Origin of the sequence: Archangium lipolyticum (assembly GCF_024623785.1) — a bacterium.
Taxonomy (GTDB): Bacteria; Myxococcota; Myxococcia; order Myxococcales; family Myxococcaceae; genus Archangium; species Archangium lipolyticum.
Map to the genome: position 1 here is coordinate 172,832 of NZ_JANKBZ010000001.1, position 26,821 is coordinate 199,652.

Annotated in this window: 2 protein-coding genes (1 of these 2 only partly in view); both read right to left on the reverse strand. The window is 65.3% G+C overall.

Translation table 11 applies throughout. The features are described 5' to 3' along the window. Positions 1–11,778 carry an RHS repeat-associated core domain-containing protein gene (locus NR810_RS00670; protein ID WP_257446201.1) on the reverse strand — a complete coding sequence of 3,926 codons (11,778 nt, stop codon included), beginning with the start codon at positions 11,776–11,778 and terminating at the stop codon, positions 1–3. Next, positions 11,763–26,821 carry the 3' portion of a CARDB domain-containing protein gene (locus NR810_RS00675; protein ID WP_257446203.1) on the reverse strand. The gene runs 1,723 nt beyond the window's last position, so only the last 15,059 of its 16,782 coding nucleotides appear in the window; its start codon lies off the right edge, out of view; the stop codon is at positions 11,763–11,765. Before NR810_RS00675 ends, NR810_RS00670 begins: the two co-directional genes overlap by 16 nt.

Here is a 26,821-nt window from a genome sequence, read left to right on the forward strand (position 1 = left end):
TCATTTTCCCGGCACCGGCGCCAATGTTGTTCCCTCCGGCATACGCTTCCAGCACCTGAAGCAAAAGGGCTTGCTCGGATCGTCACGCATGTTCTCGAATCCGGGGAGAGAGCGAAGATCGGCCTCGATCATCTCCTCCAACTTCATCACCTCCATCGTATTAGACATTACCTCGCGAGAAAAACCCTGTGGCAGTTGCTTGTGAACGACGAGCGCATCGACATCGAAGTCAGCGGGATTGAAGGGCCCGCCCGTTGAATACCGCGTACCGGTTGAAAGACTGCCACGAATACCGTACTGCACATCTAGACCGAAAACCTCGCGAATCGTGTCGTCGTAGTAGCGGAGGACCCCCAGAGCGCTCTCAAGCATCTCCTCGCGCGTGGGCGGGCGTGGAGCCATGTTACGCAGGACATCGGCTTGCTCAAGTCCCTCTCGGATCGATGGCAGCCCAGCCGCATGGCGCTCCGCATTGATGACGGCCGATAGCGCCTCCATATCTGCGCCATGTCGGGCGAGCTGGTCCTCGATTTCGTCCCATTTGTTCTGGGCAAGAGTAGTGGCAACCTCATCCACATTCTGAACCCCAAACGCAGACCTTGCAGCAGCCGCTTCCTCAAGAGAGCGGAAGTGCTTCATCGATCCAAGCGCGTTAACCCCAGACATACCAGCCGACATCAATACGCCTTCTGGAGTTACCCGCCCTGTCATCCCGTATTCGGTTGCCACTCCGCCAGCAGTCTCACCAATCAGAAGGAAGCCAGCAGCCCCAGCCGTTGAAACCCCAGCAGTCTCCACCAAAAGCGGCGCTGCTGCCGGCACAGCCATCGAGATTCCGACCCCCGCCACCAACATCGTCCCCTGGAACCGGACTCGCGCGCTCCTCAACCTGTTCTCGTGGTACTTCTCGTACTCGCCCATGAAGGTGAGAAGTTGCTGGCCTTGCTGGCCGCGGAACTCACGCTCGTATGCAGTTATGGCTCCAGGCTTGTCGCGGCTCTCCACTGCCACGAATTCCTTGAGCTTGGGCTTTGGCTGAACCGTGCGTTCAATGGGACGGAGGGAGCGTGGGTCGGCCTGAGCGCTCCGTAGACCCAACGTCACAAGAGTGTCATTCCAATCTTCCGCTGCCCATCCCTTGATCTGTTCCCAACTAAAATGACCAGTCGGGTCAATAAAGCGAAGAGGGTTTACACTGCCATAAATGTATCGATGCAGGCTTGGGGCATCGTTCAACTGCCCTTCGTACAAGTCGCGGCTGATGAACCGCCCCAAGTCGCTGTCGTAGTACCGGGCGCGAGCATAGGTGAGCCCCGTCTCCGGATCGTACTGGTGCCCTGTGTAACCAAGCTTGAAGTCCGCAGCCAAAGGCGCGGTCCCACCACGGTAGCTGCCCCAGGCGTCGTACTTGCGCGAAATAGACACCGAACCAGTGTCAGACGTGACGTCGGTCACGCTGCCCAGCGAATCCGTGTGGAGAATGCGTGTGTTGGTGCCACCAGAGATTTCGCTGACTGCAAGCGGCCCCGCCGCGTAGTGATAGCGACGCTTCGCCGGTTGGCTTGTCTGTGCCGCATCCAACTCCTGGAGGACGAACTCGTCATCCAGCACATACGAAACGTTCTCGGCAGCAGTCTTCCGGCTTACCCGCTGGAGGTTCGCATCGTAATCATAGCGACCCACTTCCGTGGCGGTAGCGGGAGTGGTGCCCTCGCGCACGACCGTCAGCGTGTTCCGCACGTCCCACGCGAACGTCCGTGTGATCCCACCCTTCACCTTCGACACCAGATTGCCGTTGAGATCGTAGCCGAAGGTGATGTTGCGGGCCGCGTCTTTCACATCCGTGCTGGTCCGCAGCCAGTCCGCGCGATTGAGGGCGTACGTCACGTCGCGAGACAGACTCGAATAGCTTGCCTCGTACGCCTCGGGCCCCAGCGAGGTGACGTCCGCCGAGGACACTTCCTTCTCTCCCGTCCGGTTACCCACCGCATCCAGGCGGTAGAGGATTGCCTTGCCCTCTGGAGTTCGAGTCCCCGTCAGACGGTCCAGCTCGTCGTAGCCGTACTCCGTCCGCTCCTCGGCCCCCAGTGCCTGATCGGCCGGATTGGTCCGCAACTCCTTCAGACTGTTGCGATTGCCATTGTTGTCATAGCCATACTCGGAGCGGCCGAGGAGCGTCGCGGCGTCCCCCAGGCTGCAATCGTCATTGATCGACCCGCGCGCGGTCAGTTGCTTCGACAACCGGCCTGCATTGTCATAGCACCGCGCTTCCGTCACCCCATTATTGGGGTACGTGGTGAGCCTGAGCAATCCGTCGGGCCAGTAGAAGTACTCCGTCCTACCCAAGTCGAGGACGGCAGTCTTCAACCGATCCAACGCATCGTAGGTATAGGTGGTGGTGACGTTGTCCGCGTCACGCACCTCGGTCCGGTTACCCTTGTCGTCGTACTTGTACGTGACGACCGCGTTTTTATTGCCGTAATAGCGCGCCTGCTGCCACAGCCTGTCCAGCTTGTCGTAGTCGAACCGGGTCTGCTTCAACTCCGGTCCAGATAGCGTCTGCTTCGTTTCCTTGATGAGGGTCTGATTGCCATTCTCGTCGTACTCGAAGGACTGCGCCTCGACGTAAGGCTTCTCCCGGGTCACAGGGCTCGAGAAGGAGCGCGACACGAGGCGATTGAGCACCCCATGGATGGACGTCGTCACCTGCCCCTTCGGGTCCGTCTCGGTCTCGACGTTCCCGTTGGCGTCGTACGTCCACTTCCAGGTGAGGGTACCGGTCTCTCCGTCCGAAGTGGCCTTCGCCTCGGGGCCGGGCAGGCTGGCACGGCCGGACAGCCTCGGGTGGGCATCCAGGTGCTGGTGCTCGGCTTCTCGGAGATTGCGCTCATCGAACTCGTACGTCGTCAGGTTGCCGTTGGCATCCTGCTTCGCCACCAGGTTGCGTGCCTTGTCGTAGACGAACGTGTACTGGCCTTCGCCCGCATCCGTCACCCGGGTGAGCTTGCCCAGCTCGTCGTACTCGTACTTCGTGACGTAGTCACCGAGGCACACGGCCGTCTGGATGGCTTCGATCGACATCCCGAGGGTGTCGCCGTGCGTCAGGGTCGTACCGCCGAGTGGACGCTTCTCGCACAGCTTGTTGCCAGCCTTGTCATAGGCAGACGCCCACACATGGCCCAGCGCGTTCTCGCGCCGCACCAGGCGGTTCAGCCCGTCGAAGCTGTTGCGCTCGTCGTAGGTGACTGCCTCCGGCGTGCGTGGCCCCTTCCAGGCCACCAGATTGCCCGCCTTGTCGTACGTGTACCTCGTCGTCGCCGCATCGCTCGTGCCCGCCCCGAGCGTCTCCACCAGCTTGCGTCCGGCTCCGTCGTACAGCCACTCCTTGCGGTGGAGGTTCGCGTCGATCACCGCGACCACTTCATCCCGGTCGCTGTACTCCGTCTCCTCCTTCTGCAGCAGCGGCGAGATGCCTCGGATGGTGCGTACCACACGGCCCAGACCATCCTTCTGCTTCACCAGGGGGATGCCACGGCGGTCGGTGAGTGTCTCCCGCTGGAGGGCATCCTCGTAGAGGATGGACTGCCGATACTTCACCACCGCGGACCCGTTGACGATGTCCTCATCGTCCTGGGCCTTCAGGCGGCCGGCCTTGTCGTACCGCAACAGGGTCCGGTAACCCTTGCGATCACGCCGCTCGCGAACATTGACGGCGTCGTAGCGCGAGACCTGCGCCTTCCCCTTCGCGTCCACCACACTGAGCTCTCGCCCGAGGGCGTCCAGGTAGCGCCGGGTGGTGTTGTCGCGCGCATCCTTCTCCTCCACGGACGTCACACCATCCGGTCCCGCCTGGTCGACGTACGTCCTCGTCAGCAGGTCCAGGGTCGCCCCACTGTTCGACAGGGACTCCACCAGCCTGTCGGTGACGGGCCGGCGGAACATGTCGAAGGTGAACTCGCGACGAATCCCCCGCACGTCCACCCGTCCGATGACCGCCCCTTCCCCGTCGTATTCGAGGCTCTCCGTCGCATCCATCGGACGGCGCGTTTCCAGGAGCCGCTTCAGGGCGTCGTACGCGTACGTCGTCTTGCGATCGAGCGGATCCACCTCGGTGGTCAGGTTGCCGTTGCTGTCGTACCCACGCCGGGAGGTCAGGGACAGTGCGGGTCCCACCTCTTCGTCAGGCGTGCGCGGCAGCTTGCCGTCCCCATCGTCCACCACCACGCGGATGACGCGGTCGAGGTCATCCTTCACCGTCGTGGTGACGAAGCCCCGGGCATCCTTCACCGTGACGGTGTTCTCCGCGTCCGTGTAGCGCGTCTCGATGTGCCGCTCGCGCGGGACGAAGGAGCCATTCGCGTTCGGGTGGAGGTACTCCTCCTCCACATGCACCGGCCGATTGAGTCCGTCATACGTCGTCGTCCGTGTCAGGTGGACGGTGCTGCCCGTGCGCTTCTCGAGGACCCGCGGGTTCCCGGCGTGGTCGTACGTCTGGCGCTCCTCGCGGCCCTCGGCATCCACCGTGCTCACCAGGCGGTTGGCGAAGTCATAGGCCATCCGCGTGAGGTGGCCGTTCCCGTCCTTCTTCTTCGTGGGATTGCCCACGAGGTCGTAACGAGCCGTCAGCTCGTAACGCACCGGAAGGACCGACGCGAAGCTCGCGCCCGGCACGGAGGGAGCCTGGGTGCGAACGACCCGGTAGAGCGAGTCGAGCACGTAATCCGTCCGCTGCCCGTGGAGGTTGGTCTCGTAGACCTTGTTGCCGACGGCGTCGTAGCCGAACGTCGCCGTATCCACCTCGCTGGCCGAGCCGTTCACGCCGCCTCGTAGCCCGTACAGCGCCGCCCCTTCCAGGACGCGCACGGAGGTCCGGATCGGCCGGTCACCCCAGTCGTACGTGGTGATCGTCGTCACCCCACGGCGATCCGTCACATGCGTGCGATTGCCCGCCTTGTCATACTCATACGTGGTGACGAGCGTCTCGCGCAGCCCCTGGCCGCTCTCGCGCACATTCTTGACGCGGTTGAGCCCGTCGAGCACGTAGCGGCGCTCGAAGCTGATGCTGTCGTTCTTCTCGCTCTTGAGTTGGCCCCCCGGGTAGTAGTCGAACGTCTGGACGATGGACGGCGATGCCACGGACAGATGTGGCCCACCCGCCACCTTGGTGTTGCGCCGGGTCGTGCTCTTGACGCGATCCAACCCGTCATACGTCCACTCGGTGTAGTGCCCGAAAGTGTCCTTCTGCTCCAGCGTCAACCCTCTCTTGTTGCGGAGGAAGTTGGTCTTGAGCTCCTGGCTGTCGTTCGCATACGCCACCTGGACGGAGGGCAGACCCCAGCTGTCATACGCCGCGATCCGGGTGTGCTGGATGCGCTCACTGGCACTCGCACCTTCGATCCACGTCTCCAGCGCATCACCCGGGAGTGCTCCCTCGGGGCAGGACAACACGCCATCCACCTTGCACCAGGTCCGGTGCTGCACGATGTCGTCAAGCCCTGGCGACAGATTCTCCGCGAGCTCCAGACACGTCTTCGTGCTCGTCCGCTCCGCGCTGTCAACGGTCTGCGCGTACCGGCGGGTGCTCAGGACGAGCCCGGTCCCAGTGACCGTTCCGGTGCGCGGGTCCACGCCGTTGGAGTCCAGCTGCACCCGGGTGATGCGCCCCTCGGCGTCCATGGAGCAGACCGGCACGCTGAAAGCGGGGTCGTAGCTCCACTTCTCCACCACCTCGCTGTGCACCTTCGTCTCATCCTGGCCGTCCTTGACGGACTCGGTGGCCTCGCCATCGCCGGAAGCGGGCAGCGGAGCGAGCGCGATCCGGCGCTCGATGAGGTTGCCGAAGCCGTCATACTTGAAGGCCGTACCGCGGCTGCGGGCATCCGTCTCGGAGTCGCGGCGCATGTGGAGCGGATCCCACCTGGAGGAGGTCGTCGCCGTGAGCGCCTCGGACAGGGGCCGCTCCGTTCGTGCCACCGTGCCATCCAGGCCCATGTAGTAGCGCGTGCTCCGGGCGACCTCCGGACGCGGTCCCTTCACCTCGGTCACGAAGGCGGTGATCGGCGAGCCGAACACCTGCAGCTCTTTCCGCTCCAGGCTGTAGATGAACTCGGTGGTGGCGCCTTCCGGCTCGTTCACGTAGCGGATGCGCTCCGACTTGTTCCCGAACCTCAGGAAGTCACTCTCACCCGGGAGCCGATCCTCGGGCTGGTAGTAGACGTAGGACGTGGTGTTGTCGTTGGCATCCGTCCACGAGGCCAGATTGTTCCGCAGCTCGTCGAGCGGGCTGTCCACATAGGTGTAGGACTCCTGCCGCGGCGGTGTCTGTCCTTCCAAGGACTCGGGGCATGGGCCGTCGTAGCGCTGAGCGGCCGCGAGCATGCTCTGGGTGTTGTACAGATAGGCGATGCACACCCCGAGGTGCTCGGGGCTGGCGGAGTCCGACAGGACATTGGGAGCACTGGGGTTGAGATAGAGCTCCACTGTCGACAGCAGCGCACGCGGCACCCCGCTCACGCGCCCATAGGAGAACTGCAGGAAGCGCTTACGGCCGGGCTCGTAGACACGCCCCACCTCGTAGTCGGTACCGGGGCCCTCGTACTCGAACGTGAACTCATTGCCCGCCGGGCTCCGAACGGACAGCAACTGGTGCTTCAATCCCTGGATGGTGCTGATGACGGGACCGTAGCGGTACTCCGTTCCATTCTTCGCCCGGTAGACCAGGAGCTGCCGCGAGTCCGCCCCCGAGCCCTCCACCTCCGCGCGGAACGTGCCGTGGAAGCCATCCTGGGAGACGCACTGGGTCGGACCCGGCTTGCACTCGAAGACCTGACCCGTGCCCTCTCCGCCCACCACCATGTAGCGGGCGACATTCAGATCCGCGTCCCACGAGGGCAGCACGTAGCCGCGGTACGAGTGCGTCCAGCCCAGGCCGAGCGGACCGCCATCATGCCCACGGTTCGTGTAGCTGCGCACCAGCTGCAGCCCTGGAGCACGGCCCTGCACCTCCAGATCCACACTCTGCTTGACGAGGTGTCCGTCGACGGTGCTGACGTCCTTGACGAAGGTATGGCCCACGGGAAGCGCGCTCGCGTCCTCCACCGTGGTGATGAGCGGGATGTCCTGCGACTGGGTGCCACCCGTCCGGGCCGAGGAGAACTTCACGACGACTTGCTGGCCACTCGGATCCCCTGGGGGAACGACGACCCTGAGGGAGCCGTTCGAGGGATGATCCGGCACGGGCACACCTTCCTCGAGCTCCGAAAGGTCTACCCGGCCATCCTCCTGAACCATCACCTGGGCACCCGCGATGAGAGCCGTGCCCGACCTCACCTCGAGCCGGCCCGTCTCGTTGATGCAGAGGGGAAGCTGCGCGGGACGGAAGATGGGCTTCGGAACCCGGACGGGCGTGACATCATCCGGATCCTTGGGCGTCCGGGCCGCCGCGAAGTTGCGGACCGCCAGGACGATGCTCGCCCGGAGCTCACGGGCCGAGCTGCCGACTCCCCCGAGTTCCTTGCGCACGGAGAAGGTGTACGAGTCCCTCCTCTTCAGCTGCGTCCGGGCTTCGGACCCTATCCTGAAGTCCGGCGCATAGAACTCCACCTCCGCCTGACCATTTCCCGAGCCAACGGTCAGCTCGAGGGGAATCCGGATCGTCGCGCCCGGGGGGATGAGCAGGCGCGATGCATCCACGGGATCCCGCTCGATGACGTCCGGGGGCGGAAGCTTGAACAGCTCGGTACCGGCGATCTCCGGACGCTGGAGGATCCGGGCGTAGATGGGGAAGGTCCCGGGGTTCGTGAGGTTGAGCCGCAAGGATTGGTCATCCGGAGCGAGCTGACCGCAGGGATTGAGCGGCTCCTCCGCCCCACCCGGGCGCAAGCGTTTGACCTCGACCTCCGGCACTCCGGAGTAGAAGGCGGAGACGAAGCGGTTGTCGCAGCACACCTGCGTCTCTTCATACCCGTAGGGCTTCTTGAAGACCTGCGCGAAGAAGGCCATCTCCTGCATGCCGTTCTCCACGTCATAGGTCGGCCAGGCGACGACGTTGTCGTCCAGGTCGATCTCGCCGGTGGCTCCCGACCCCAGCGCGTAGGGAGGGGTCGTCTTGACGTCCGCCAGTTTCCTGTCCGCCGTCACCCGTCCCACGATGACGTTCGCCCTTACTTCGGGCTCGTTCCCCTTCACCCGCGTCCAGCTTCCGCTCTCGTTCCTCTGAAGAATCTCGAGGATGAAGGGCTTGGGCACGGAGGCGCCGAACACACCGCTGCTGCCAGCGGTGTCCGGCGTGGCCAGGCGGAAGGTGAACTCCTTCCCCACCAAGGAGTTGACGGTGAACGTCTGTGTCACCGTGCCGCTCTGGGCGAACACCGTGACCTTCGGTGGCGTGACCGGGATGAAGCCCACCACCACCAGGCCGGAGGTCGGCGTCACCAGGGAGAGTTGCGACTTCTGATGCTCCTGCTTCGGGTCACTGCCCAGGAACTGGACCCGCGTCACCTTCCCCGACTCCGGAATGAAGAAGCGGCTCGCGGCGTCATTCGACGACCAGGTGACGGTCTTGTTGGCGAGCACGTTGCCATACTGATCCGCCGCCTTGACCTCGAAGGGCAGGCCGATCTCGACCCCGGCCTCTCCGCTGTAGGTCCGCGTCGGGTCCGTATTGATCAACTGCGAGAGCGGTCCCGGCTTCGCCGTGAACCAGAGGGGCTCCGCGAGTCGCATGGAGCCCGTCTCCGTCGCGACCTCCGCCGTCACCGCGTTGAAGCCATGGAGCTCCTGATTGGGATCACCCGGCCAGAAGACGCCGAGACGGCCGATGTTGGTATCGGGGAAGGCTTTGACGGAGGCCCGCCCGAACCTGTTGGTCTGTACCGTCACCGTCTCGCTCTGGCTCGCATCGCCCGCCTTCTGGAACCGCGGCTTGGACAGATCCGCGGTGCGGAAGGTGACCAGGGCTCCCCGCACGGGCTGGCCGCGGGTGGTGGTGACGTACACCGCGATTTCCTTGGGAAGAGCCTCCCCCACGGTCCCCTGCTGCAGATCCGTGTCGGGCACCTTGATGATGTGACCGATGAGCCTGGTGTCGTTGGTCGAATCGGGCGCATTGGCCTCGAGGTAATCCGCGAGCTCACGATCCAACCAGGAATCGGGCGACACCACCGTCTGGCCACCGGAGATCCGGCCGGAGAGGAAGTAGCCACCCTCCCCCGTCTCAGGATCGCGGGCGATGAAGCCCGTCCCCTCCCAATCGCGGATCGTCAGGGGCTTCTGCGGAATGAGCACCTCACGGCCGTTCGCCACCTGCGTGCTCACGTCGGCGAACACCGCGGGCGGAGCCTGCAGCTTGCCCAGCTCGGTCCCCACGTTCCCCGGGTCGATCCGCAACACCGGCAGGCTGTTCTCGTAAGCCTCCTGGATCAGTGTCACGGCGGACACGGCTTCCTCGCCGGTGCCGTCGGTGAGCACCTTGGCTTCCAGGAAGGAGCCCTCGTAGCCCGAGAGGCGCAGCAGCGTGGCCCCCCGCCCTTCCACGAGCTCGAGCGGAGTCACACTGCGGAGATCCGCGTCGACCTCGAGCCCCTTCCACTCCACCTGCTGGCGGACTCCGAAGGACTCCTTGACCTCGAGCTGGTTCTCCACCAGCACCAGGCTCGCCGTGGGCCGGACCGGCACCACCCGGGTGAGGTGGGACAGCGCCTCCTCGGATTCGGTCCAGGAATTCACATAGCTGGCGGCGAGCAGGTAGAGGAAGCGCGCCGCCTCCGTGTCGAGATCCTCCAGGGACTTGGGCGTGGGCTCCACATGGCGGTCGAACGGAGCACCCAGTCCGATCGCCACCTGATTGCCAGCGATGATCTCGTTCTCCACGCGGCGCTTGGAGCCGTCGGGAAGGAGCATCTCCAGTGTCCAACGATGGCGGGTGCCCAGCCCCACCGAGCGTGTCGCCCGGGCTTTGTTCACCCCATCGATCCGGAAGGTGGCGAGCAGGTCCACCACCGAGGCAGGGGCGTTGTAGAGCCCGCCCGAGGCGAAGATGAGCTCCTTGTCCTCGTCCGTGGCGGGCTCGTAGGTGAAGACGGCGCGATGGCCCATCACCAGGTGCATGGGCAGGGTGACATCGAGCAGGAGCTCGGCCCCGTCGTGCGCGGTGATGTGCAGCCGGTGCTTGCGCTCCTCGGGCAGGAAGGTGTGCTCGGCCTGCACCGAGACGACCCGGTAGGGCAGCGCACCGGGAAGCAGCGGGAGCTCCTCCGGCTTCTTCTCCACCTTGCGCAGGACCTGCTCGTAGGTGAGGCCCGAGGAGTGCCCCTTCAGGAACTGCGTCACCTGATTGCGCCAGAACACGAGCGGCGCGCTCCCCTGCCCCTGCTGGAGATACGCCTGCGTGAGCGACTCCGCGCTGGCGCCCATGGCCGTCAGGACGTCCAGGTCCGGCTCGGTCGCGACGTATTTGGGGCCACCCGAGATGGAGGGCTCCAGCGGCACCCACTGGCGCCCGCCCCGGGACGCGCCCGCCCCTCGGTAGTCGGAAACAGGGAGATAGGCCTCGACCCAGATGTGGCTCAACCTGACGGCCATCATCTGGCCACCGGACACCACGGGCTCGAAGGGAACGCCGATGGCGCCCAGCGCGGTGAGCACCAGCTGCCTCTTGGCGTCCGTCAGCACGAAGGGCGCGCCGCCGGGAGCTGGCGCATAGAGGGCCTCCTGTTCCTCCTGGCCGAGCAGTCCGAGCAGATCCGCGATCTTGCCCTCGGACAGCTCGATGGTTCCCTCCACGAAGCGCGCGGGAGTCCCCTGCGCCCGCAGCAGCGACACCAGCAGCGCCGCGAGATCCGCATCATTGCCGCGGCCCTCCCGCAGCGTCTCCGTGGCCCCCTTGAGCGAGCCGTAGTACCAGTCGAGCCGCAGCTCGTTCCTCACGAAGTCGTAGGCGGCCTTGGCGCTCCCCAGCGCCTCGGCCTTGGTCCTGATCTCCGAGGACTGCTCCACCTCACGATCCAGGGTGGTGTCCTCCAGCTCGAAGCCAGCGGTTCCGCCGGCCAGGTACGCCGGAACGATGCTCTCGGTGGGCAACGCCCCGGGCTGGAGCCGCCCCTGCACGTAGGTGAGGTCGGCGGAGAGGACACCGGAGCCACGCCCCACGCCCCAGTCCGAGAGCCGGGTACGCAGCGAGTCCAGCTCGTCCACCGCACCAAGCCCCCTGCCCCATTGCCAGACACCGGGGAGGCGATCCCAGACGGAGCCGGTATCGCACCCCATGGAGCCACTCACCTCGGCGATGGCACGCTCCATCTCCTGGGCGCGCGTCTCGAGCCGGGTGCGCTCGGCGGCGAGCCGGGTCATCACGCCCGCCGCATTGGGAGCGGCCTGGAGCCGCGCTTCGAGCGCATCGAAGTGAATGAGCGATTCGGCGAGCCCCTGCCGCACCGCGGCGCGGGCGGCCTCCAGCTTGCCGTGCGCGGAGATGCTCCGCTGGCGCTGCTCCTCCGAGGGCAGCACGCACGACACGAGCCGGCTCAACCCACCCGGGGGCTGGCCCGCGGCGGAGCGGGCTTCCTCGAGCAGCACCGCCACCCGGGCCGACTGCTCCGCCGACACGGTGGGGGCCCGCTCGCGGCGCAGCACCGCCCGGTACGCCTCGGTGCGAGCCTGGATCTCGGCCAGCCCCGGCAACTGCGGGGAAGAACGCTGGATCCGGATGGTTCGCGGTGGCTCCGCCGCGGACGCGACGAGCGCGAACGCGAGAACGGCTGAAATTAGAGCGCGGACCAACGTGCCTCCCAATAGATGATGAGCCGATCCAGGGCGAGTCGCGTCTGGACTGGGCTGACGGTGCTCAGACCCGTGGTGACCATGGCGGCCTGATAGAGGTCGCGGAGGTTGGCCTCCGCGTCAGCCGCCGTGGCAACCGGCCGTGTCTGGACCTGATTGAGCAGATTCTCGATGGTGGTGCGGTGGACGCCGTCCGGACCCTGGCTGGGCAGTGTCTCGACGATGTCGCGGGCCTCGCTGAAGAGATCTTCCCCCGTCTTCCCGACCGTCAGGTAGCGGGTCCGGCTGCCGATCCGCCAGGGGCCCTCGGGCAGCAACACCTCCGCCCACGTGGTGGTCTCGTACTGACCCACGGCATCGGGGAGCCGCACGAAGTAGTACGGCATGGAGCGCTCGCCTCCGTTGAGCGAGTACGTCCATTCGAGCGAAGGCGCGAGCGGCTCGGTCTTGATGACGGAGAGCTGAGGAGCGAGCTGTTCGCGCACGCGGATGTCGAGCGGGCTGGTCACCGAGCTGCTCACCCTCACATCGAGCTCCATCTGGACCGCCCCGAGCGGCAGGAGCTCGGCGGGAGTCGGGTGGACCCAGGACAAGGCGCTATGGAAGGCCGTGCTCGCGCCCGTGGACGGCGTGGCCAGGCTCGGGTCGAAGCCGAAGCTGACGATCCGGCCATTGCCAAACGTATGGGTGGCAACGGCCACCTCTGCACCCCGCGCGGTGCCGTACCAGGCCGCGGGAGTCGCGCCTCCGGCTTCGGGTTGGAGCACCATTGCCTGTTCGGACGAGCTCGCCTCGAGAACGTCTTGCGAACCAAGCGGCCCCTCCCAGCCAACCACTGCTCGCGAGCTGAGAACGGAGGCGTTGGACCCGTACAGCCCCAACACCTCCCGGCAGCTGTTGAGCATCTGGAAGGAGCTGGGATTGATGGCCACCAGTCCGGCGTTGCCGGAGTGGACCCACTCCGTCACCCACTGACACACCTTCGGCTGCGGGGTGTTGGGGGCGCAGCCGCTCTCATACGCACGGGGGAACACGAGGATGATGAGGTCGAAACGTCCGGAGCGCAGCGCACCCCTGAAGTCGGCCTCCGTGGACGTCACCTGGAGGGTACCTCCGGACTTCCGCAGCTCGGTCGAGAGGTAATCCGAGAGCCGGTTGGCCTCGCTCTGCGGGGGAACGCATCTCCCCGAGCCCACCAGGGCCAGCGCCTGGTAGCTGGAGAATGGCCTCTTCTCCACCTGGATGCTGAACCGATCGACAAAGAAGGAGACCTCGACGCGCCGATGATGGCCGGCGGCATCCGACGCCTCGGCGACGAGGAGGTGCGAGCCATCGCCCCTCACCTGCGAGCCGGAAACGAAGTCCACGCCATCGAGCTTCACGGACGACGAGACCAGGTTCATGTCCGAGATGGTCACCACCGGCGTCACCGCGTCTTTGTAGCTGCCACCGTTGACGACTCCGGTGATGGCGATGCTCGGGGGCTCATCGTCGATGATGAAGGAGACGCTCACCGAGCTGGAGTTGCCCGCGTGATCGGCCGCCTCGACCACGAGCCCATGGCTGCCCTGTGCCACCACGGCCGTGCCGGGCACCCATTCCAGTCCATCGAGCAGGATGCTCTTCGTGGCGAGGTGGGAGTCCACCACCTCCACCACCGGAGTGACCGGCCCGGCGAGGACCGCACCATCGGACACCCCCATCACGGAGATGACGGGCTTGTTGCGATCCACCACGAAGTCGATGCTCTCGCTGCTCGAGTTTCCTGCCTTGTCGTGAGCCTCGACCCGGAGCCGGTGCGGGCCATCGGTTCCCACGGAAGTTCCGGGGACGAAGGGGACGCCATCGAGTGTGATGACGGCGCCGGACAGGTTGGTATCGCTCACCACCACCACGGGGGAGACGACCGAGGCATAGAACCCGCCGTGCTCCACGCCGGAGATGTCGATTCCGGGCCGCTGCGTGTCACGCACCACGGTGAAGGAGCGCGGGTTGCGCGGCTCCGGCTTGCTGCCGCCGTCGTTCCCGTCCTTGTCCACGGCGGTGAACCTGAGCAGGTGCGGGCCCTCCGAGCCGAGCGGGATCCGCGCGCGCCAGGTGCCGTTCAGCGGTGTCGTTCCCGGGACGAGGGCGAGCGCCACCGTCGTGGTGCCATCCACCAGGGCGCTCACGTTCGCGACACCGGAATGGTCATCCACCACCTGCAGGCTGACCAGGACCTCCTCCCGCACGAACATGCCGTCGGAGAGGTTGGCGGAGGTGATGACTGGCACCGAGGTGTCACCCACGCGGAAGGAGGTGGAGGACAGGCTCGTCTCCGCCGCCCCGGCCCAGGTCGCCGTGAGCGACACCGCATGGGTCCGCGGCATCAGGCCGGTGGTCGGCACCTTCAGGATGTGGGTCCAGGAAGCACCGGGCGCGAGCGTGCCCACCGGCACCCGCTCGGTTTTCACGGGAGCCGAGGACACCGACCCCTCATCCACCACGTGAACGAAGACCACCAGCGACTCGGCCGGGACCGTGCCGTCGTTCTTCACCCTGAGCTGAATCGAAGCCTCCTTGCCGGACGGAACGACGGGCGGTGAGCCGGCCGCATCCACCACGGCGACGGCGCCCTGCACATCCACCCGGCCCTCCACCACGAAGGACGTCTCGGAGGTGGCGAGCACGGAGCCGTCGAGCTGGAGCCTCGCGGTAGCCGAATAGGTGCCCGGCACCGGACGCGTGGCCAGCAAGACCACCTGCGACGCCGAAGCGCCCGGGGTGAGGGCTTGCCGCAGATCGAGGCTCAGCGTCTCGAGGACGAACCCCTCCGCGTTCTTCACCTCGAGCGCGATCACCGCACCCGAGAGCAGCGCGTTGCTCGAGAGGTTCACCACCCGGGCCATGAGGTCGACCGGCTCTCCCGAGATGTACTTGCTTCGCGAGGGAGACAGCGCGAGGGAGGCGCCCTGATCGGGGAGGATCTCCAGCAGCGCGTGGGCCGTGGAAACCACCGAGCCCGCCACCCTGGCCGTGGCCACGATCTTGTAGGTGCCGGCGAGCAATCCCAGCGCGTCGGCCGACCGGTCGAAGGACTCGCGTCCGTCAGCACCCAGGGGACTGAACAGCTCGTCCGCTCCCAGGGTCCTGACACGGGTGCCCTTGTCGTCCTCCAACGCCACCTCCACGGCCACGGAGGTGGCCGCGCCCGTGTTGACGACGGACACCGTCGCCGTGGTGGTGTCATCGGCCTGGAGCGTCCTGCGGGAGAGATGGACGCCCATGGAGATTCCCGAGTCTCCGGCGATGACGAACGGGACCCGCTCCTGGTTGTTGCCGCGATTGGACTCCTGGATGAGCTGCTCGGGATCGACCACCGCCAACAGCTCCTGGCCACCGGAGAGCCCGGAGATGTCGATGGGCACGAACGCCGCGGAGGTCGCGCCCGGCGCCAGCGTCCCGGAGAGCGTCACCGGGCGCGAGGAGCGTATCGAACCATCACTGCCCAGGACCGAGACGGTGACCTTCACGCCACTGACGGGGCTCCCACCACCATTCGTCACGGTGACGGCGGCTTGGGCGGACTCACCCACGCGAGGAATCGCCGGCTGCACCGCGGCACGGATGCTGAGATCCGGCAACCGGGTCGTATCGACGAACACGTCGATGGGCTTGGAGCCCGGGCTCTGGGTGCCCGCGAGGCTCCTGGCGATGGCCACGAGCCGGTTGGGTCCGCGATCCAGTGTCACGTGGGTGAAGGTGAACGGCACACCCCATTCGAGCCGGCTCGGTGGCAGGAGCGGCTCCGTATTCGCGGCGGTGAACTGGAGGAGGTCACCGCCAGGCGTCCACAGCAACTGGCCCGTGGAGTCAAGGGCACCGACCGGTTTCCCGTCACTGTCGCCGGTGTCGAGCTCATGGATCATGAGCTGCCCCGCGGCCTTGTACGCGACCCGGGTCGAGTCCCAGGAGAAGGTCGCGCTCGAAACGCTGCCGGAGGACGAGAGCTTTCGGAACGTCGGCGTCGGGCCCTCGGTGTCGACCAGATAGAGGCTCTTCGTGCCCGACCCGGTCATGTCCGCCTGCACCAGTATCTGGGTGCGATCAGGTGAGACCACCAGCGTGCCGTACCGCATGTCGTACTCAATGGACGAGGAGCTCAGGAGCGTGCGACGCGCGCTCGGGTCGCATGGATCAGCGGGATTCGTCTTGTCGATGTCCCATTCCAGGAGGCCGGAGACCATGCCACTGGAGATGGCGATGACCCGTTTATCCCCGCTCCAGGTCGCGCTGGCGGCCCACCCAGCACACATGAACGACGCGAGGATCCGCTCCGGCTCCACCACGGAACCCACCGCCAACACCGGGCCCGAATTCTCCTTGATGGTGGAATAGGCAACACGGGCGGAATCCGGAGACCAGGCGACCGCGGTGATGCGCTCGGGACTGGTGGCAGCCACCTTCCGCCACGTGTTCGAGGCCACTTCGCCAACGAGCAGAACAGTCTTGTCAATGGCGCCGCTGCAAAGCGCCCCCGTGGCGATACGGCAAGTCGCGGTGATGGCCACACGGGTCTTGTCCGGCGAGAGGAACGGAGTGCCGCTGAACTGCACATCGGACAGGGTGAGCACCTTGACGTCGTGGGTGGACAGGTCCTCCACTCCGATGGCCGGCGTGGATCCACTGCTCGTGGTCGAAGTGAAGCGGTACGCAATCGCGCTTCCGTCGTTCGACAGCGAGTAGTACCCCGAGGGCGTATTCTTCAACGGCAGCGCCGTGGAGACGGCTCTGGAGGCGGAACCCTCGGGAGTGACGGTTCCAGCGGAGCGGCCATTGACGAAGAGCTCCACCGTCGTATCCGGGCTCGTCAGACCCGAGATGGTGTTGACGAGAGTCGCGACGGTCACCGGGCTCCCCGCCCTGGTGGGCGAGACCAGCCGAGGTGCCTCGGGAATCTCGCTCGCCGGCGGCTTCACCTCGAACAACAACGTGTTGGAGGTCGCGGCCTCGAGCCCCCCCTCATACAACGCCACCACCGTGTAGCGGTAGAGCCCGTTGCTCAGGCCGTTCTCGGAGAACCCGGGGGGCGGGGGCACTGCCGGCAACGAGAAGCGCTTCTCCTCGGTCGAGCCACGCACACGAATGACCTCGTAGCGTTTGACGAAGGCAGCCCCATCTCCTTCCACCGCGATCTTGAAATCCACCTGGGAGGTGGAGCTCTCGTTCGCGGTCAGCCTGATGGTCGGCGGAGACTGGCGGTTCACCTTCAACGGTGCGGAGTCGGCACTGACGTTGTCGGCCGGGTATCTGGCCCTGACGAAGAGCGTGTTCTCCCCCGGAACGAGCGGCGTGGAAATCTCGAACCTGCCATCCCAGCCAACACTGCCTTCCGCCACGAGCAGGGGCTCGGGCGTCTGGCTCCGGAACACCTGGAGGGTGGCCTGCGAAGGAAGTGGGCTGGAGGGGTAGAGGGAGCCCTTCACCACCACGGAGGGAGTTGGCACCACGTCCGACGCCAGCGCATCGAGGCTTGGCGTATAGGTGGTGATGAACCCCTTCCCATCCGTGGTGAGGCCGAACGGAGAGACAGCCGTGACGGTGTATTCCCGCGTGCCGTTGGAGAGTTGCAACGGATCCAGTATCGGACGCGGACCGGTGATGAACGGGAGCGTCTCGAGTGACACCTCCGTGAGGCCCACCGTATTCGAAGAAGACGCCGGGGTGAGGTCATACGCCACGGCCTGTACCTCGAGCGGCGGAGTCAAGGTCACGGAGGTGGACGGGTCGTGATTCTTTGCGAGAAGCACCCAGAGACCACGCACCTTCACCCACAGACTGGCCCGCTGGTCACTGGCGCTACTGGCCGATGACGCGGAGATCTCCTCTACGAGCACCGCGTCGCGGAGTTGCATCTCCCAGCGCCGATGCTCTGGAGCAGTGGAGACCCAGGACGTGGACTGGTTTTCATCGTATGCGGCGGTCCCGTTTCCGGAGCCAGCGACGATCGTCTCCGCGATCGGCCTTACACCGATGAAGCCTGGCAGGTGCATGCCAGCTCGCGTGACGAAGTGGCCCACGACCTTGTCCGCCGGATTCGAATCCGTCCAGTCCACGTAGATGTCACTGCCCTGGGCCCTGAGCACGGGCACCGGAGCGATGGGGCTGGTACCCCGGAAGTAATAGGCGGAGACCGGAGCCGGGTCGACGCCGGATGCGTCGGAGGCCACGGCTCTTACTTCCACGGCGTCCGAGCTGAAGCGCTCCGAGTCGATCTCCAGGGTGAAGGGAGGGCTCTTCACGACACCCAGCCGGGTAAAGGCCGTCTCGCTCCCCGCACGCGCCTCGAACAGCACCTGGGTCACATCGAAGCCGTTCACCTTCGCTTCCAGGGCGACCTTCCCGGAGATACGCGCCATCGATGGAGGGGACACGAGTTCCGCCACCGGCGTGCGCGCATTCAGGGTGACCGACTTCGGCTCCGAGCGCTCACTCAGATTGCCGGCCCTGTCCATGGCCTGCAGCTCGTAGATGGGGGTGCCGTACGGTACATCCTTGTCGAAGTAGGTCTCCGAGGTCAGGAGGTAGTCCTCGGGCCCGGTGGGCGAGGACACGTCGGAAGGTTTGACCGGGGCGCCGTTGCGGAACAGCAGGTAGCCGGCCAGATCCTCCTCGGAATTGCGCACCCAGCTCAAGGTGACGTTCGAGCCCGAGATGGACGGAGTCCCGGAGGCCCACTGAGGACGGTTCGGCGCGACGTTGTCCACCGACACGGTGACCTTCGTCCTTGCCACGTTACCGTGGGTGTCCTCGGCCTCGAGCTGGATCGTCCACGACGAACCCTCGGTCTTGTTGGAGAGATCGATCGTCCCCAACAGCGCGTGGGAGGAGACCACCCGCGAGGATGACAGGACAGGGGTGAACGCCGTGGGCGCGGGGCCCTCACCGAGGAGGAGCCGGTACTCCTTGAAGTTCTCGACCGCGTAGGCGCTTCCCATCACCTCGACGCGACCACCGACCACCGTACCCGTGGCTGGTTTGCTGATGGAGACGACCGGCATGTTGACGTCGGCGGACTCCTCGTTGGAGGGGGCGCTCTCGAGGTTGTTCTGATCGACGGCAACCACGACGTACCGGTAGGAGCCATTCGCCGTGAGAGCATCCACGTAGGACAGGGTGGTGCCCGACAGGGTTGCCACCTCCTTGAAGCTGCCCGCGCCGGAGGCGCGCTTCAGCTTGTACTGCTTGATGCCGGAGGCATCGCTGCTTTCGGACCAGGCGAGCTCGACGCGCCGTCCCGGCTTCACGCTCACGAGGAGTTCCGGAGGCGTCGGGGGCTGGGTGTCGACGACGAACTCGAAGGGACTGCTCTGCCGGCTATTGCCCGCACGGTCGAGGACGGTGAGCCGGGCGGTATAGACGCCGTCGGCGGGAAGCACTGGCAACTCGCCCAGCACTCCCGATTCCACCGACGCAGTGCCCGAGGCGATCTCGCTGAAGAGCAACGCCCCCGTGGAAGAACCACTGGCGAGCTCCAGTGTGTAACGCTCGAGGTTGGTATCGCGCGCGGTGCCCTTGAACTTGATGGAAGATGCACCCACCTCGGCCGCGGTGAGCTGCGCGTCCGGCTTCGTGTTGTCCACGACCACGGAGATCCTGGCCTGGGCGTCGTTGCCAGCCAGATCCCTGGCCGTCCAGACGAGCGTCACCCTCCCTTCGGTGGCAAGGGACCAGGGGAACTGCACATCCCCCTCCACCGGGGAGACGAGCTTGCCTATCTCCTGGGAGCTGGCGCCGCTCTCGGCCGAGAGCATCACTTCGGAAAGATCCTCGCCAGACACACGGCCCCCCACCATCTTGGAGCCGGTGAGCTGCTCCGAGGAGAGGTACTCCCCCTCCAAGGGATAGAGGAAGGCAATCCGGGGCGGCGTCGAATCGGAGATGAAGCTCACCGGGAAGCTGGAGCTGTTGCCAGCACCATCCCAGGCGGTCAGCATGATCCGTTGATTCCCGTCCGGCAGCCCCTCGAAATGGGCCAGGGTGCTGTTCGCTGCCCGGGCCTGGTGGCCGCTGCCGATCTCCACTCCCGGTTCCGACAGACCGTAGGTCACCGCCCACTTGGTGAGATGGGGGTCGGAGACGAGGCCCACCACGTCTCCGCGCCCTGGCACGCGGCTACCCGCCATCGGTGCCGTCACCTCGAGCTTGGGCGGGGTACGATCGATCGCGAGTCGGGCGATAGCGGTCTCCGTGAGTGCACTCCCCTCCGCGGTGGCGATGAGCTTCACCTCGTAATCGCGATCGACATTGAGCCTCAGGTCGTCGAAGCGCTCCGAGGGCAGTACCTCCTTGGTGGAACTGGGCAGGGGGTCCATGAGGATCGGTCCGTAGAGCCTCTTGAGTGAGCCGTCATTGGTCTCGATCTGCAACTCCACCGTCGCGCGCTGCCGCAGCGCGATGGTGGCAACGACCGTCTTGCCCTCCTGAATGGGGGAAATGAGATCGGGCGTGAGCGAGAAACCAGCAATCACACTCCCGGGTTGCACCTGGACCTTGACCTTCGCCTCACTGATCAAACCAACCTGATCCTCGACCCTCAACACGAGGGTATGCTCACCCACCCCGAGGCCAGCGGTGCTCACCGTTCCGAGCATGCCCGTCGCGGACACCTCCGAACTGAAGGCGGTGTCGTGTCCTTCGAACAAGAGCGAGTAGCTCTTGAAGTTGACATCCGTTGCCTGCCCCGTGACCTGGATGACAGACCCCACGGAAGCCCCGGCCACTGGAGCATCGATCCGGGCCACGGGTCTGGTCGTGTCGATCACCACCTGTGTGGACTTCACGGACTGGCGGCCGCAGGCGTCGACGGCCACCGCCTGGAGCGTGTACTTCCCATCGAGCAAGACCTCCCCCCCCTTCACACTTCCATCCCAGAAGAAGCCGCCGTCGAGCCTGGTGGACTGTTCCCCAGTGGGAAGGATCTCCGAGCGATTTCCCGTCTCACTGATGGCGTATACGGTCACATTCCCAGGAGCATCCAGGGAGTAGCTCACCCGGGTCTCCTTGTGGTCGGTCCCATACGGACCCGGGTTGAAGAGGACCGGAGCCACCGTCAGCGCATCCAGGTGGATGGAATCACTCACATGGAAGATGCGAGGGCGCGGTGTCAGGCACACCGAGCCGCCACTGGCATCCCGAGCGAAGCCAGTGAGCGTATAGGAGCCCGGAGGCAGTTTCGCGGCATCCATCTTCCCGAGCGAGCCATTGATGAACGTCCATTCCGGACTCGGCTCGTGGAAGAGAGGCAGGGTCATGGCCTCATTGCTCCCGGTGGACCGTATCTCCAGCTCAGCGAACTCGAGCCACTGGTCGGAGAGGAGCCCCTTGAAGTCAAAAGTCGCCCCCTGGGTTCCGTTGGAGAGGTTCGATGCCACCGGGCAGAACTGCTCACCACTCGCGGGCACCGAGAGGGTGAACAAGGCTGGCGTCCGGTCCACGATCACCGAACTCCCATTGGGGGTGGAGACTCGCCTGTGCCGGGTTCCCCTGGCCGTCGTGCCAATGATTTCGACGAGGAACTCTCCTTCCTGGAGGTCCGCGTCCTCGGTCGGCACGTCCTTGGTCCAGAGGGTACCGGAAGGGTTCCGGGTGAGCTCGAGTGGCTTGACGCGCTTCTCCGTGGGCGTGATCAGCCACGCCTCGAGCTTCTGCCAGCCGCCCGGGACGTCGGTACTGGCCTGGACCGAGACGTCGTAGATCGCGCTCTGTGACGCACAGACGGCCGCATCCGCGCGGCGTTTGATGTTGATATCGATCTGGGTGCACTCAGGCGCGCGCTCCTCGCACAGGTCGAGCATGGTCTGCTCATCGCGAGCGCTGTCGAGCACGGTGCCGTCGGCCAGCTTCGCCACGAAACGCAACCGGTTCCGCTCCCCACACGACAGCCCCGGAAGAGGCACCTCCGCGGCCAGGCCGTCGAACCCGGGGAGGGTCCTGACCAGGCGCGAGAGACCGGTGTCCTCGTCGGTGACATAGACCTCGACGGATTGGACCGGCTTGCGGAACGTCTCGACGAGGCTGAGCGACTGCTGCGAGGAACCAGCGGCAGCCTCGAGGTCGATCAACCCGCAGACATTCAGGATGCCGGATCCCTCGACATCGCTCTTATCGATACGCTTTCCTTGGAGCGAAACCGTATAGAGACACTTCGTGAGCCCCTGGGTGGGCACTTCCGTCGTGTAGCGGAGGTTCTTGTCGATGACCACACTGCCGAGGGCGACCGGTACGCGGATCTCCGAGGTCGTGCCGCCATAGGGGATGAACTCCAGCATGGCCCCCGAGTCGAGCTCTTCATCACGCGGAATGCCACGCGCGAGCGAGGTGGTGATCGTCGCCACCTCCGCTCCGCCCTTGTAAGCCATGCAGGTGTCCACGAGCGCGCCGGGGACGAAGGGAACCTTCGTGGAGAAGACCCGCCCCGTGGCATCCGTGGCAATGATCTGAAGGTCGAAGGCACGCACCGGAAGGGTGCTCGCATCCCAGACGATCGCATCCTCCGCGAGCATCTCCACGTTCGTATAGTCAACCACCGTGGCGCCAGTCACCGGAGACGGGTAGGACACCGCGTAGGAGACGATGGGCACGCCCACGGTGTTGGCGAGCGCGAAGGCATAACGCTGGGGCTTGAAGGTGAAGCTTGAGGGATTGATGGCGGCCGTCGGGTCGGGCAAGCCCAGGTGATCCACCAGGATCTCGTTCTGCACCCTGCGGAGCAGATCGATACGCGGGATGGTCCGCCCGTCATGGATCAACGTCCCACCAGAATCGAACGTGGAAGCCTCTCCGATGCCAGTCAGGAAGAGCCGCTCGGGTACGATGACCCGGGGGCTCTCGCCCGTATTACCCGCCATATCCCTGGCGCGTATCCGGACCTGGCTCCCCCGCAGCTCCTCGGGCAGGACGGACCACATCACATCACCCGTCTTGGCGTTGAATCCATGATCGCGCTTGATCGCGACGGAATCCGTCTCGGACACCGCCTCCAGCGCTTCATCCTCCGGATGCTTCTCCTCGGTCCTCGAGGCCACCCAGACCTGCACCGAGGGGATCTCGACGGGCCTGCCTTCTGGGGGATAGGCAAGCGTCGTGGCGCTGTTGATCAAAATGGACCGCTCGTTGACCCTGGGAAGCTGCTGGCCCGGCGCGATGTGCACCACCGGGTCCTCCGTATCCACCACGAACGCCGCGCTGGCTCGCGCCGCGCTGATCAAATAGTCGCCGTCGTCGATACGCGTGTTGCCCACCTTCCCATCCCAGGTGAACTCGTGAAAACCCTTGGTCGCACGAGGAGCATCCACGAAGGTGTGCACCTGCTGACCGGTCCGGGTGTTGGTCACGACGAATTCGTCGGAGGTGGGAGACGTGACCTCATACTTCACTGTCAACCGATCCAGGATGTTGTCATTGTCCGGCGAGAAGATGACGGGATCGGCGGAGAGGTTGGCGATGGCGGAAGCGGCATCGGACCAGATGGCCTTGGTGGTCCGGGTGGCTGAGTTGCCAGCCTTGTCCGTGACGGTGAGAATTACCTCGTAGAAGCCGGGACCGGGCGGGTTCCAGGTGGCGAGCTGCCCGTCGATGACGGGTACCCGCCGCTGCGCGACCACCACCGGTTCGGAAGTCGAGCCAAGAGGCCGAACAGCGATGGCGTAGCTGTCGAAGTTCAGATCGGTGGCCGTCCCGCGGAAGGAGATGGCGGAGCTGCCGAGGGGGCGGGAAGCCTGGATCCACGCGGAGAGGTTCTCCAGATGGTGCATGGCCCAGTACGTCGACTCACCGCTCACCCTGCCATGCAGGAAGGTTCCGCGGGGAGACCACTCGAGCCCCACGTCCTTCACCCCCGGAACCCGTGCGAACTCCCTGGGAGTGCCATCGACGATGGGCTCGGTGACACCGAGCGTCACTCCTCCCGGTGGCCCCGAACCCATACTGACCACGGCATCGCCACGAGGGCTGAGTGCGAAGCTGGTCTTCGTGAACGGAGAGGTGGTGAGCTCCTTCCTCACCCCGGACTCCACATCATGGAGCACCCACTGCTCTCCTACATTCCGATAGAGCCCTCCATCAAAGAACTCCTGAGCGAAGCGGCCAATGAAGAAGGCTCTACCGCCATCAACCCAGCCCGAGTCCCTCACCAATTCCCTGTACTGGCACTCGAGAAGAGAAGACCTGGTCGGCGTAGCGAGGTCGACACTGTTCATGCAACTGAACATGGAGTCAGGATGCAAAACAGAGACAGCCACACGCCTTCCATCAGGAGACAATTGGAAGCCATTGATGACTCCCTTGTCGTAGATCGTCTCGCCACTCCTGGTGTATGAGGCACTGACCTCCGTCCTGACGGAGGCCAGCCCTTCCCGCACGTCGACGCTACGAATCTGGCGAGAAGAAGAGACGATATTGCTGGGATTCCAGACGTACCAGACCCTCTGCGAATCCGCCTGGAAACGGATGGGATCAATGACGATATATTCGGAGCTATAACTCCAGACCAGGGTAGACGGCGTCGTTTCTCCCCGGTAGATGCGCCGCAACTCGTCATGGCCCGTCGAGGGATTGTGCTGGGTGTAGGCAATGGAATTGCCATCCGGAGACACCGCGAAATCAAACAGTTCGATGTTGCAATAACCAGCGCCCGCCACACCGAGCTGAGCGAACAGTTCGGGATCTCCACCGAGAAATGGCTGGATATAGAAGCCGCAGATGCCAGTGGATTCACTTGCTCCGAAGTACACCAGGCCGCTGTCGTCCGGCATCGCCCGAACCAGATCACCCATGTCCTGGAAGAAGGAGTGGCGGCTCAGCGCCTGATTCCCGACATCGTCGATCTGGATCCCATTGGTATCGACCACCACCGTCGCCGCGCCGATCTGGTCCTGCCCATCACCCGCGCTCGCGAACACGACGAGCCGGTACTCGCCGTCCTTCACCACCCCACCCGCCTCGTCCTTTCCATCCCAGACAACCGAAACGGAGGGCGCACTGCTCTTGGGAACCTCGAACTTCCGCACCTGCGTTCCGTCCCGCGCGGTGACGACCACCTTCGAGGGACCGTGGCCCTCGGAAAGCCGGTAGAAGATCCCGGTCGACTCCTTCACCCCATCGCCATTGGGCGAGATGTAGGGCTCGGAGAGTGCAACCGCACCGGTCTGCATGAGAACCTGGCGCTCGGCCCGGTTGTTGTTGGTGCTCTGCTCCTTGAACAGGCCATCGCGATTCACGATGGCCACCAGGGTCTGCGCCCCCGAGAGACTTGAAGTGGACCAGGGGATGACAACCTTCTCCCGCGCTCCCTCCTGGACCGCCACGAGGGGGGCCTGGCCGATCAGGTTGGAACCATCCGGCCTGGGTGCTCCGCGGTAGAGGTGCACCTGGGTGGGCAGGGAGGGCTGCTCCCCCCGGTTGTAGACGGAGACGGTGACGGAGACCGCATCTCCCGCCTGGGGGAAGGAGTTGCTCGGGACGATGTCTCCCTCCGTGAGCACCAGGTCCGGAATGGAACGGGGCGTGATCTCGAGAGCCGAGATGTTGTTGTTCTCGTTGAACTCCTTCACCTGATCATCGCCATCGACCCGCACCACCAGCACGTGTGGGTCCGCGGTAGGCGGGGTGAAGTCGAAAGTGAGGACTTCCGACGCTCCCTCCGCGAGGCCATCGACCGTGGCACTTCCGATGAGCGGGCCCGTCACACTCCCCTGGAAGAGCTCGACCTTGAACTGCCCCGCCGAAGCTCCGGTGTTGCGCACCCGGACATGAATATCTGCCCGCTTCCCTTCCAACGTCGGCTGGGGATTCGTGGAGATGGCGTCCGTTCCCAGCTGGAGGTCTGGATCGTTGGACGGCTCGACCCTGAGGGTGGCCGTCACCGCGCTTCCCAGAGGACTGCCCTGGTACATGGCCTGGGCCTCCAAGGTGTAGGTGCCGGCGTGGGTCGCCACCCAGGACACCGTTCCCGGCAGCGTCTGCCCGGAGGAGATGGGTTGCAGGTCCGCTGGCAGCGTCAGCAGACGCACCCCATCCGCCGCCACCACTCGGACCTCCACCCGCCCCCCGCTCAGCCCGGTCGTTCCCGTATTGGAGACCTCGAACGCGATGGGGACGGTGGTGTTCTGTTTCGTAGTGGGGACGTTGTCGCGCAGCTCTACTCCCGGCAGCTGGAGGGCCTTCACCTGGAGGCCCACGGTGGCCTCCGCCTCCACCTTCAAGGTAGCGGTGTTGTTGTTGTCCCGAACATCCGTGGACGCGCCCGACCCCTGCCCGATACGAACCGTCAGCTCGACGGGATACGGTCCGCCCGGGATGACCACCGGGATCGACACCGGGACGTCCTTCGTCCGGGCCGCCAGATTCCCCAAGGTGATGCGGTTGAGGACCGTCCCGCCAGCGGAGATCGACACCACCACCCCGCTCGCCGCTGTGAGACCCGCATTGCCCACCAGGGCGGTCACCTGAAGCTCCTGGGGCAGATGACTCACCTTCTCCGGCGAGGCCTTCACATCCCCGGACACCACGAAGAGATCCACACCGCTCGGCGCCGGATCGACAACGAAATCCCTGGCCAGGAGGTTGTCGTCCTCACGCATCTCATCGAGGTCGTCCGAGGGGTCGACCTTCACGAACAGCTGGTTCGACCCACCATGACCGCTGGTATCGAGCAGGATCTGAACCCTGGCGATCGCCCCAGGCTCGAGCGGCGGGATCACCCGCGGAGGAGCGAAGAGAGCGTTCTTCGAGTCGGCGACCTCGACCGTTGTCCCATCGGAGACGATGAAGCCGGTGTTGCGCACCAGCACTTCCACGGTGGCCCCCGCCCCTTCCGACACGGAGCAGCCGGTGGGTCCCTCCGACACGGAGCAACCGGGGATCTCCACCTTGGAGATGGTGAGGTTGGGCACCTGCAGCAGCCGGAGCACATGGAGCACCCGTGCGGTCTGGTAGACCGAGCCCTCCCAGCTGCCATCCGCGAGCTGTTGCGCCTGGAGCGCGGCGATGATCCGCTCGCCAT